This window comes from Trebonia sp., from assembly GCF_030042015.1.
GTDB lineage: Bacteria > Actinomycetota > Actinomycetes > Streptosporangiales > Streptosporangiaceae > Trebonia.
Map to the genome: position 1 here is coordinate 1 of NZ_JASIAL010000477.1, position 11,007 is coordinate 11,007.

Below are 11,007 nucleotides of genomic sequence, written 5' to 3' on the forward strand. Positions count from 1 at the left end.
ATGGCGCAGTGCGTGCCGCCGGACCAGCCACCTTCGCCGCCGTCAAACGCGGCCTCGACCTCGAGCCTGGCGTCCACGTCGGCACCGAAGTCCCCCGACGCCGCACGCTCGGCGACCTCGGTCACGGCGATCGCGCTCGCCGGGTCGCCGCGCACCCAGACATTGCCGTCGGTGATCACCAGGTCCTGGGCGCTGACCTCCATCAGATGCGCCGCGAAACCGAGCACCTTGGCCTTCAGCTGGCGAGCGCCATGCAGCGCCACGCCCCCGGTCATGGTGGCCGACCGGCTGCCGCCCGTCAGTCCGAAGGGGACGACGTCGCTGTCGCCGACGACGACGCGGACGTGTTCGAATGGCACGCCGAATTCGTCGGCGGCGATCTGGGCGAGGGTGGTCTGATGGCTCTGCCCGTGTGGCATCTGCCCCGTGAACAATGTCAGCACGCCATCTTCGGCGAGCCGCAGGCGCATGAACTCCAAGCCCATCGGGCCGCTGGGCCCCTCCGGTGAGCGCGGGCCGGGAGCGGCCTCGATAAACGTCGCCAGGCCGATGCCCAGGTGACGACCCCGGGTGCGCTCTTCGGCCTGCCGGCGCCGGAAGGCCGGAATGTCCACGACCTGGGCGATACGCTCCAGCGACTCCTTCGCGGTGACTCCGGCCAGCGGACGCCCGGTGATCATGGTGAACGGCGGGTCGGTGCGCGGGGCGACGTTGCGCAGCCGGATCTCAAGCGGATCAAGGCCGAGGTCCTTGGCGAGCAGGTCCAGGACGCGTTCCCGCACGAACGTCTCCGACGCCCACGGCCCGCGATAGGCGATGTACGACGCCTTGCTGGTCGTGACCGCGGTCGACTCGAAGCCCAGGGCCGCGAGCTTGTACGGACCGGGGAGCATCATCTCGATGATCGACGGAACCATCGTGCCCATGACCGGATAGGCGCCGTTGTCAAGCACCATCCGCACGTCAAGTCCAAGCAGGTCGCCGTCGTCACTGACAGCGGCGCGGACGTCGAAGCTCTCCTCGCGGGCCTGCCCGGACGCCATGAGGTTCTCGCTCCGGTCCTCGGCCCACTTGACCGGCCGGCCAAGAGCGCGCGACGCGGCCGCGACGGCGAGCTCCTCCCGGGAGGCCCCGATCTTCAAGCCGAACGAGCCGCCGATATCGCCGGCCAGCACGCGCACCTTGTCCGGTGCGATACCGAGGCGCGTGGCGACGCCGATCTTGGTGATGTGCACGCTTTGCGTTGCCGCGTACATCGTCATGAAGCCCGAGTCGGCATCGAAACTCGCCACGCAGCCACGTCCCTCCATCGGCACGTTCTGGTGGCGGTGCACATCGATGCGGAACTCGGCAACGCGGTCCGCCGCCGCGAAGGCGCCGGCGACGTCGCCGAACTCGCTGCGCTTGTGCGGGCCGATGATGTTGTTACCCAGGTTGGCGAACAGCGGCGGGCTGCCGGCGTCGAGGGCGAAATCCGCGCTCACGACCGCAGGCAGCTCCGCATAGTCGACCTCAACCAGCTCACAACCGTCCTCGGCCAGGTAGCGGCTCACGGCGACCACGACCGCGACCGGGTCGCCCATGAAACGCACCTTGTCGGTCGCCAGCAAGGTGTATTCGGGCATGGGGCCACCGGCGCCCATCATGGCGAACAGCGGATCCTGCCCAGGGACCGTCATCGCCGCCAGGTCCGCCCCTGTGAACACCGCGACGACTCCGGGCAGGGCCTGTGCGGCCGAGACATCCACCTTGAGCACCTGCCCGTGGGCCAGCGGGGAGCGCACGAAGGCGGCGTGCAGCATGCCCGGGAGCTTGATGTCGTCGACGTAGCGACCGGCGCCGGTAAGGATGCGCGGGTCCTCAGAACGCTTGATGCTGGCGCCGGTGTAACGCTCGGCCACAATTCCTGCCATGATCTGGATGCCTCAGCTCTGACGGGCCCGCTCGGCGGCCAGCAGGACGCCGTCGATGATGCTCTGGTAGCCGGTGCACCGGCAGATGTTGCCGGACAGCGCCTCGCGGACCTGCTGCTCGTCAGCGTCGCGATGGGCGCGGAGAAACGCCGTGGCCTGCATGACGAAGCCGGGTGTACAGAACCCGCACTGGAAGCTGTGGGAGTCCCACATCGCCTGCTGCAGTGTGCCAAGCTCACCGTCCGGCGCCAGCCCCTCGATCGTCGTTACCTCGCGGCCTGCGGCCTGGACCGCCAGCATCAGGCACGAGCGCACCGCCCGGCCGTCGACGATGACCGTGCACGCACCGCAGACCCCGTGCTCGCAGCCGATGTGGGTGCCGGTGAGGTTCAGGTCGTCCCGCAGGAAGTCCGCGAGCGTCTTGCGTGCCTCCGCAGAGCCTGTGCGTGTCGCCCCGTTGACCCGCAGGGTGATGTCCACCTTCAGTCACTGCCTTTCGCCGGCGTTGTCCGCGGCCGCTCGCAGGCCGCGGCGCACCAACGCGGTCGCGACCTTCTTCCGGTAGTCCGACGACCCGTGCAAGTCGGCAGGCGGGTCGATGTCCTCGGTCGCCAGGCGGGCCGCCTCATCGAAGAGCTCGCCCGACGGCCGCTCGCCGACCAGGAGGTCCTCCGCGCCCGTGGCCCGCACCGGCACGTCGGAGATGCCGGCGAACGCCAGCCGGGCATCGCTGATCGCGCCGTCGGAAAGCGTCAGTGACGCCGCCAGGGCGACGACGGCGAAGTCCCCGTGGCGTCGGGCGACCTCCTGGAAGCTGATCCCCGTGCCCGGTCTCGCGGCCGGGAAGCGCACCTCCACGAGGAGCTCGTCGGGACGGCGCGACGTCGTGAGGTAACCCTCGAACCAGTCCGCCGCTTTGATAACCCGTTCGCCCGACTTGCTCCGCACCACGAACTCGACATCGAGCGCCCGGGCGACGGCAGGCAGCTCGGCCGCCGGGTCGGCGTGCGCCAGGCTGCCCCCGATCGTGCCGCGGCTGCGGATCGCCTCATGGCCGATCAAGGGCAGGGCAGCCGCCAGCAACGGCACGGCATCGGCGACGATCCCGGATTCCTCGGCGGCGTACTCCCGCGTCATGGCGCCGACCGCCACCCAGCCGTCGGTCACCGACACCCCGGACAGCCCGGCTACGCCGTTGATGTCGATGAGCACCGCCGGGTGGGCCAGTCGCAGTGCCAGCAGCGGGATCAGACTCTGCCCGCCGGCGAGCACGCTCGCCTCGTCGAGATGTTCAGCCAGCAATTCCACAGCCTCGTTAACGGTTTCAGGCGCCTCGTAGTCAACGGGAGGCAGTTTCATCGACGCGGCCCTTCTCCAGCTCTCCGGGCAGGAGTGCTTCCTGCTTCCCAGGCTCTCAGATCGCCCCGATAACCGTAACAGCGGCCTTAGTTCTTCTTCTTCCGGTCGCCGGGCTCGCGAGAGTAACCTGCCGCCGTGGAACGGATTGCCTGCTCGTGGTGCCAGTACGAGAACGAGCCTGGGCGGTTGAGCTGTGGGACGTGCGGCGCGCCGCTGGATGTGGCGAACGCGGCCTCGGAGTCGGGGTGGCGCGCGGCACCCCGGCTGCAGGAGATGACCGAGTTCCGGGTCGGCAACATCACCTGCCAGGTCGCGGGCCAGGTCGTCCCTGTGGCCGAGATCATTCTCGCCGAAGGCGACACGATCTACTTCGAGCAGCACACGCTGCTGTGGAAGGAGCGGACGGTCGCCCTTGCCGGGAAGAACCTGAAAAAGGCCGGGCAGCGGCTGATCGCCCCGGGGATGCCGCACGCGGTGATCGAGGCGCGCGGTCCCGGACGGATCGCCGTCTCCCGCGACGCTTCCGGCGAGGTGATCGTCATCCCGCTGCATCCGGGCAGGGAGCTCGACGTGCGGGGCCACTCTTTCCTTGCCGCGTCGGCGAACGTGGGCTATGACTTCATCAAGATCGACAAGCTGGCCAGCATGCTGCACGGCGGGCCAGGGATGTACGTGGACCGGTTCACTGCTGCTGACGACACGCAGGGGCTGCTGCTGCTGCATGGATACGGCAACGTCTTGCAGCGGCGGCTCGGCGTGGGGGAAAAGATCCTGGTCGAGCCTGGAGGGTTTTTGTACAAGGACTCGCCGGTGACGGTCTCCCCCGTCCAGGTGACGGCCGGCGCGGGCTTCCACCACGCGAACTGGGCGGAACTGACCGGCCCTGGACGCATCGCCATCCAGTCGATGTACGTGCACCGGCACACCAACTAGGGATCGGAGCGCGGCGATGAGTGAGAGTGCCGGCACACCTGCCGCCCCCGGCTACACCTGCCCGTTCTGCCGGCTGGTCTCGGATGCGGGCGGCACGGCCTGCCCGAACTGCGGGGCGCCGGTCAGCACCCGCGAGCTGCGCGACGAGGAAGGATGGGTGGAGCAGCCGCCGATCCGCGACATGGCCCGCATCCAGGTCGGCCAGTCCCGCTGCCAGATCACCGGCACCTACGTGCCGGTGGCCGAGATGAACCTCGCCCCGGGCGACCAGGTCTACTTCTCCCACCACGTGCTGCTGTGGGCCGACCCGGCGACCCAGCTCGCTGCGCTGCCGATGAAGAACGCCTGGAACCGGGCCATGGCCGGGATGCCGCTGGTGCTGATGGAGGCGACCGGCCCGGGACACATCGCGTTCTCCGACGACGACCCGGGCGAGCTCATCGCCGTGCCCCTTGAGAAGGGCCTGAGCATCGACGTCAGCATGCATCACTTCCTCGTGGCGACCATGGCGCTTCACTATGAGTGGTTCCGCTCCCGCATCTTCTGGGAAATCCGCGACAGAGGCACGTCGAACTGGGATGTGACCTACCCGGGCGGGCCGTACGTGGACCGGTTCACCGCGCAGCAGCAGCGCGGACTGCTGCTCCTGCACTCCCGCGGGAACACATTCATCAAGGACCTGGGGGACGGCGACCAGATCTACGTCGTGCCGCGGGCCCTGGTCTACAAGGACACGTCGGTGCGGATGAACATCCACATGGAGCGCCCGGCGTCGCCGCGGGCACACTGGCTGTACATCCCGATGATCCGGCTGACCGGGCCGGGCCGCGTCGCGATCCAGTCCCAGTACGGATTCGAAGCCGAAGGCACCTGGGGGTGGGACAAACTCGGCCCGGACGCAAGCTGGCGGAACTGGAACCCCGACACGAGCCGCTGGCGCGCCAAGGTGAAGGACCGTGAGCCCCTGTACCCCTAGCTGGCGCGCGACGGCGCTATCGGGCAGCCAGGATCTGGCTGTGCAGGTCCAGCAGCGCCGGAATCTCGTCCCGGCCCGCGCGGCCCATCCCGCACTCGGTGCAGACGCCCCAGTCACGGCCGCCGCCAGGGCTGGTGGCCAGGGCCGCGTCGATGAGCCGCACCTGCGCCTCGGTGGTGCCCGGCGCCTGTTCGGCCGGGTGGTACGGGACAAGCGCGAAATTCAGCTCGGTGCCCGGGTCCCCGCCCAGCTCGGCCAGCGGCGTGAAGTAGCCGTCGTCACGCTGGTACTGCGGCACGGTGAAAGACACGAAGCTCACCGGCCGCCCGGCGGCCGCGGTCACCGCGTTCAGCACCCGGACCTGCAGTGACAGCGACTCGGGCTGCGTGAAGTGCTGGTGGCCGTAATCCCCGTAACACAGGTGCAGCCCGGCGGGGACGTCCGCGGGCACTTGATCCACGCAGCGCGCCAGGGCGGCGGCGATCGGGGCGAAGGCGTGCGCGCCGCCGGGGGCGAAAGACTCCTCCAAGACGCCGAACTCCACCGCGACATCCCACTGCACCGCCACATCGCGATGCGGGACCTGGCTGAGCAGCCGGTCCAGGTCGGCGAACATCGCCCGCTCATAGGAGCCGAGTAGCGCCTGCTGCTGCTCCGGGACGATGAAGGCGCCGATCGAGGCCAGCGGCGTCGGGTACTGAGCCTGGAACCTGACACCAGCCGGGATCACGCCCTGTTCGCGCAGCGCGGCGAAGGTCTGATACGACCTTAGGTAGATGTCGGCATAGCCGAGGTCCGGCCAGCTCACCTCCGCCGGGTCGATGCCGTCGGCCAGCCGCAGCACGGGCAGCTGCGCGTAGTCCTCGCCTGCGGCATCCGGCGGCCGCGCCGGAACCAGCCAGGGCAGCTGCAGGAACTTCTGCAGCTGGAAGAAGATCCAGCTGGCCCGGTCCCCGGTCTCCCCGTCGGGAATGCGCCGCAGGCCGGACGGCACCCGCGAGGCTATCTCGCGCATCACCGAGTCGGCATCGGCCAGGTTGACGCTGCCGTTGAAGTGGACATGATCTGGCGGCATGGCAAGCCTCCCCTCCCTTGCGCTCATCCTGCCACCCCGCAGCCTGGCGCGATAACCGCCGCGCTCGGTGACAGGGGGCGCGCCTTCTTGACCGCTCATATTATGAGACGTATATATATACCATGGCTACTATGGCTCCGGCGGCGGCTACTGATCGTACGGTCTTCCTCGCCGGGCTCGACGGTCAGTTGCACGCGGGCAGCGCCGCCCTTGCCCTTGCCCTCACGGACCTCGACGACTTCGCCGCGATCAACCGGGCCCGCGGGCGCGAGGCCGGCGACGCGGTGCTGACGGCCTGGGACCGTGTGCTCCGCGCCAACATCCCGCGCGGGGGCTCGGTGGCACGCCTGGGAGGCGATGAGTTCGCCGTCGTGCTTCCCGGCACCTCGGCTGAGAATGCCGTCGTGCTGCTTGAGGAGCTGCGCCGTCACCTCGCCGGCATGACCGTCGAGGGCGTCGCCGACGCGGTGAGCGTCTCGGTGGGCATAGCCGCGAACCCGCCGCATGGTACGACCGCCGGGGAGCTGTACCGCGCCGCCGGCGAGGCGTTGATGCGCGCCAAGCGCCACGGACGCGACCGGGTCGCCATGTACGTCGAGGAGAAGATGGTCCTCAAGAGCAATTACTACAGCAAGGCGAATCTCGAGCGCCTCGCCAAGCTCTCCTCGGCGAGCGACCGGACGGAAGCCAGTCTGCTTCGCGAGGCACTCGACGACCTGCTCGACAAGCACAAGGACGCGCTCTGATGCCGGACGCCGACGCCGTCTATTCCGGGACGCTCATCGCCGAAAGCCTTCGGGCAGGCACCGAACTGCACGGCATCCCGCTCGCGGTCACGAAGGTCTGCCGCGTGCGCGTCGACAACGAGCCGGAGCTGTGGACGCTCATCTACTTCGACGTGGCCGCGGCCCGTGCCGCCGACCTCGCCGAGGCGCTGAGCCGCGTGCTTGCGCAAACTGGCGGCTGGTACTGCGACTTCCGATCGGACGAGGAGGTATTCGTGGTCTTCAGCGATCGCGTCTTCCGATACCGGCGCGGTGACCGCGCGGCCCGGTCGACGGTCGAGGACTACGCACGCGCCATGGGCGTGCCCGAAGCCCAGCTCGACTGGCCCGGATAGCGCCCGGCAGCCACCCGTCAGCGCCGCCCAGCGTCGACTGCGCCGCCACCTGCCGTTTCGGCCTCATCTCTCGCCGCGGGCATGCTCATGCGCTGGGCTGCGGCCCGCTTGGCCCAGTGCCGCAGCCAGAGCAGGCCGAAGACCGGAAGGACGAGCGGAACGAAGCCGTAGCCGCTGCCGTAGCCGGACCACACCGTGGCATCGGGGAAGGTGGCCGGGTCGACGAGGCTCCAGGTGCCGACGGCCAGCACGCCGGCGAATTCGACCGAGCAGGACACGACCGCGATCCGGCGTGCTGTCGGGCTGCCGTTGGCGAGGGTGGCCGTGGCGAGGATGTAGACCACGCCGGCGAAGGCCGACAGCAAGTAGGCGACCGGGGCGTGGCTGAACTTCGTCGCGATCTGCACCCCGGCCCGTGCGGAAGCCGAGAGCGCGAACAGGCCGTAGACGGCGACAAGCAGCCGGCCTGGGCCTGTCCTTGTCGACTCCGGCTGCGCTGGTGCGGGCTCGGGCGGTGCGATGGGCTCAGACACGGATGACCGGCCAGATCTCGTGCAGCCGGACCATCAGCACGGCCGCGACCAGCCCGGCTACGGCGATAACCGCCGGGCCCCACCGCGATCGCTCCAGCGCCCCCCAGAACCCCGCGACCACCGGGACGAGCGGCGTGGCGATCAGGTATCCGATCAGCGTAGGCAGCCCGGCCGGGCGCCCGCCGCCGACGAGCCTGATCACGATGGTGGCGACCAGGACAAGAAGCAAGATCTCGAGCACGCCAAGCGCGACGAGCAGGACAAGGCCCATTCGCCGGTTGAGGGCGGTCATCAGCAGCGCATACCCGGCCAGCGCGAGACCGGCGACGATGATCGTCGTGGGAAGTGCACCGCTCACGGACGACATGTTACTACCTTCCGTAGTAACGGGCGTCCGCCCGCGGCCGGCCGTCGGCTGCCCGGATGGGGCGATGGGAACTGGGCAGGAGGCGCCGCGCGCGGGCAGCGCGAGCCGCGAGATCGCGGCCGGGCCATCGCGGCGGAACACTTGGCGCCCGGCTGCCCCGACCCGCTTCACGCGCCCTCACCGAGGGCCGACTGCTCAGCCGGCATGTCGTGTGCCTGGCCGGGCGAAACCAGGAGCATGACCGCTTCCTGCTCGGTCAGCGCCCGGCCGGCGGCCAGTTCGGCGGCCCAGGCCTGGGAGCTGACGGCGGCGCGCGCCTGGGCCAGGTACTGCTCCATCCTGGCGGCCTCCCGATCGGTTCGCTGCATGCCCCACTGCTTGCGGATCGCGTCCGCGGCCCCCATCAGGCGGGCCGCCCGCACGGGGTCGCGGAGGGCGGCGGTGATGGCGGCCGACAGTTCCAGGATGTTCGCGAGGAAGGGGGTGTTGCCGGAGTTCGCGACGTAGTCGAACGTGCCGGAGAGCAGGTCGCGGGCCTCCCCCGGACGGCCGGCGCGGAGGCTGACCAGCGCGAGAGACTGCCGATCCAGGGCCACGCCGAACACGTCGCCCTGCTCGGAGTCGAGCGTCAGCGCCTCCTGCAGCGCCTGGGTGGCCCGGTCGAAGTCGCCGACGACGCTTTCCAGCTGGCCGAGGTTGGTCAGCGCCGCGGCTAGCCGGATCTTGTTGCCCATGTCGCGGGCGATCGCGACGCTTTCCGCAAGCAAGGGTCGTGCGGCCTGCGGGTCGCCGAGGTGATGATGGGCGATGCCGAGGCTGTTCAGTTCCCTCGCCTGCTGGTCCCTGACGCCAAGCTCGCGCCAGATGGCCAGGCTGAGCTCGAAGAGCCGGCGTGCCGCGTCCGGCTCGCCTTGCGTGTCCAGCAGCACCCCGAGCCCGTGCGCCACCCGCGCCAGCGGTTCGCCGCCGTCAGCCGAGGCCAGGTCCATGGCCCGCTGCAGCCAGCGCCGTCCCTCGGTAGCCTGGCCGCGCTGATACCAGAACAGGGTCAGCGCCTGGACCAGCCGCAGGCCAATGACGGCCCGCTCGCCCTGGCCGACCCCGGCGGCGGCCGGGGGCTCCAGCGACCAGGTCAGCGCGGCGCGCAGGTTGTCAAGGTCGGCTTCAAGCCGGTCAAGGGCGGTCAGCTGCCCCGGGCCGTCGAGCTGATCGTGTTCTCGTTCGGCGACGGCCGCGTAGTGCTCGGCGTGCCGGCGCCGCGTGCCGTCCACGTCGTCGTCCTGCTCCAGGCGCTCCAGGGCGTAGTCGCGGATCGTCTCAAGCATGCTCATCCTCGGCTCGCCGTCGATGCCCTCGGTCACCGTGACCAGGCTGACGTCCTGCAGCCCGGCGACCAGCTCCAGCGGGTCGGAACCGGCTGGGTCGCCGCCGGTCGCGACCACCGCGGCCAGCGCGTCCAGGTCGCATCCGCCTGCGAACACGCTCATCCGGCGGAACACCTGCGCCGCGCCCGGGTCGAGCAGGTCGTAGCTCCAGGCCACGGTGTTGCGCAAGGTCTGCTGGCGCAGCGGCCGCCCGGCCTCGGCCGTGCCCGCGGCCAGGCCAAGGCTGTGCCCGAGGCGGGCCAGCAGGGCCCTGGGTGATAGCAGCTTGACCCGGGCCGCGGCTAGCTCGATGGCAAGCGGCAGCCCGTCCAGCCGACGGCAGATCGCCGCGACGTCGGCGGCGTTGTCCGCGGTGACCGCGAAACCGGGCCGGACCATGCCCGCCTGCTGGGCGAACAGCCGGGCCGCGGCGGAGGCCGCCACGTCATGCACGCCTGCCGTGCCGGGCACCTCCAGCGCCGGCACGGGGAACTCGTGCTCGCCAGGGACATGCAGCGGCCGCCGGGACGTGGCAAGCAGCACCGGGCCAGGGGCGGCCTCAAGCAGCGCCGCCACCGCCGCGGCGGCCCCGTCGAGCTGCTCGAGGTTGTCAAGCACCAGCAGCGCCCGGCGCCCGGCCAGGTAGCCGGTCACTGCGTCCGCGGGCTCGCCGTCCATGCTCACGTCCAGGCTGCCGGCCAGCGTCTTCCACATCACCTCGGCGTCGCGAACGGCCGCCAGCGCGACAAAGAACACCCCGTACGGGAAAGCCTGCCCAAGCGCCGCGGCGGCCGCCAGGGCCAGCCGTGTCTTGCCGACCCCGCCGGTGCCGGTGAGCGTGACCAGCCGGACCTCCGGCGCCGCGAGGGCAGCGCACAGCCGCTCCAGGTCGCCCTCGCGGCCGACAAGCGGCGTGGCCGGCGCGGGCAGGCTCGTCTGCGTGCCCAGGCTCTTGAGCGGCGGGAAGTCCTCCCGCAGCCCCGGCCCGGCCAGCTCGTAGATCCGCTCTGGCGCCTCGATGTCCTTCAGCCGGTGAAACCCCAGGTCCCGCGCCGACACCCCGGCCGGCAGCCGGGGCGCCGCCAGCAGCCGCGTCGCCTCCGACAGCACCACCTGGCCCCCGTGCGCAGCCGAGGCGATCCGCGCCGCCCGGTGCACATCCATGCCGACGTAGTTGCCGTCGCTGTTGGCCGGCTCCCCCGAATGCAGGCCCATCCGGACCCGCACCGCCACGCCGCCCGGCCACTCATGCCCGGCCAGGGCCCGCTGGGCCGCCACGGCGCAGCCCACCGCGTCGCTCGCCGACTCGAACACGACGAAGAAGCTGTCCCCCTCGGTGGACATCTCCCGGCCACCCCACGCCGCGA

11 protein-coding genes are annotated in these 11,007 nt (G+C 70.6%); 4 read left to right on the top strand and 7 right to left on the bottom strand.

Going from position 1 to position 11,007, the window contains the following annotated elements; translation table 11 throughout:
- The 3 genes from Q1N79_RS25405 to Q1N79_RS25415 all read right to left on the bottom strand — a co-directional run.
- Window positions 1–1,913, bottom strand: a 1,913-nt coding sequence (locus Q1N79_RS25405; protein WP_300613185.1) for a xanthine dehydrogenase family protein molybdopterin-binding subunit, incomplete at its 3' end; no start/stop codon positions are given.
- A gap of 12 nt (window positions 1,914–1,925) precedes the next feature.
- A complete protein-coding gene (locus tag Q1N79_RS25410) occupies window positions 1,926–2,393 on the bottom strand; it encodes a (2Fe-2S)-binding protein (RefSeq protein ID WP_300613187.1) in 468 nt (155 codons plus the stop codon).
- A 6-nt stretch (window positions 2,394–2,399) separates the two neighbouring features.
- On the bottom strand, window positions 2,400–3,272 hold the full coding sequence (locus Q1N79_RS25415; RefSeq protein WP_300613189.1) for a xanthine dehydrogenase family protein subunit M: 873 nt from the start codon (window positions 3,270–3,272) through the stop codon (window positions 2,400–2,402).
- Window positions 3,273–3,407: 135 nt separating this feature from the next.
- Between Q1N79_RS25415 and Q1N79_RS25420 the strand changes: the two genes are divergently transcribed.
- Window positions 3,408–4,205 carry an AIM24 family protein gene (locus Q1N79_RS25420; RefSeq protein WP_300613191.1) on the top strand — a complete coding sequence of 266 codons (798 nt, stop codon included), beginning with the start codon at window positions 3,408–3,410 and terminating at the stop codon, window positions 4,203–4,205.
- A gap of 16 nt (window positions 4,206–4,221) precedes the next feature.
- Complete coding sequence (locus tag Q1N79_RS25425; RefSeq protein WP_300613193.1) at window positions 4,222–5,181, top strand: AIM24 family protein; 960 nt, start codon at window positions 4,222–4,224, stop codon at window positions 5,179–5,181.
- A 16-nt stretch (window positions 5,182–5,197) separates the two neighbouring features.
- Here the strand turns inward: Q1N79_RS25425 and Q1N79_RS25430 are convergent, their stop codons facing one another.
- Window positions 5,198–6,283 (bottom strand): hypothetical protein, encoded by a 1,086-nt coding sequence (locus tag Q1N79_RS25430; protein ID WP_300613195.1) that lies wholly within the window; start codon window positions 6,281–6,283, stop codon window positions 5,198–5,200.
- A gap of 95 nt (window positions 6,284–6,378) precedes the next feature.
- On the opposite strand from Q1N79_RS25430, the gene Q1N79_RS25435 reads away from it, so the two are divergent.
- Window positions 6,379–7,002 (top strand): GGDEF domain-containing protein, encoded by a 624-nt coding sequence (locus Q1N79_RS25435; protein ID WP_300613197.1) that lies wholly within the window; start codon window positions 6,379–6,381, stop codon window positions 7,000–7,002.
- The gene (locus Q1N79_RS25440; protein WP_300613199.1) at window positions 7,002–7,376 is read left to right on the top strand and encodes a hypothetical protein; all 375 of its coding nucleotides are present in this window, start codon (window positions 7,002–7,004) and stop codon (window positions 7,374–7,376) included. The genes Q1N79_RS25435 and Q1N79_RS25440 overlap by 1 nt, the downstream gene beginning before the upstream one ends.
- A gap of 17 nt (window positions 7,377–7,393) precedes the next feature.
- Here the strand turns inward: Q1N79_RS25440 and Q1N79_RS25445 are convergent, their stop codons facing one another.
- The 3 genes from Q1N79_RS25445 to Q1N79_RS25455 form a co-directional block, all read right to left on the bottom strand.
- Window positions 7,394–7,909 (bottom strand): hypothetical protein, encoded by a 516-nt coding sequence (locus Q1N79_RS25445; RefSeq protein WP_300613201.1) that lies wholly within the window; start codon window positions 7,907–7,909, stop codon window positions 7,394–7,396.
- Window positions 7,902–8,267, bottom strand: coding sequence for a hypothetical protein (locus Q1N79_RS25450; RefSeq protein ID WP_300613203.1), 366 nt, complete (start codon window positions 8,265–8,267; stop codon window positions 7,902–7,904). The genes Q1N79_RS25445 and Q1N79_RS25450 overlap by 8 nt, the downstream gene beginning before the upstream one ends.
- A 176-nt stretch (window positions 8,268–8,443) precedes the next feature.
- Window positions 8,444–11,007 (bottom strand): tetratricopeptide repeat protein (locus tag Q1N79_RS25455; RefSeq protein WP_300613205.1); only part of this gene is annotated, 2,564 nt, incomplete at its 5' end.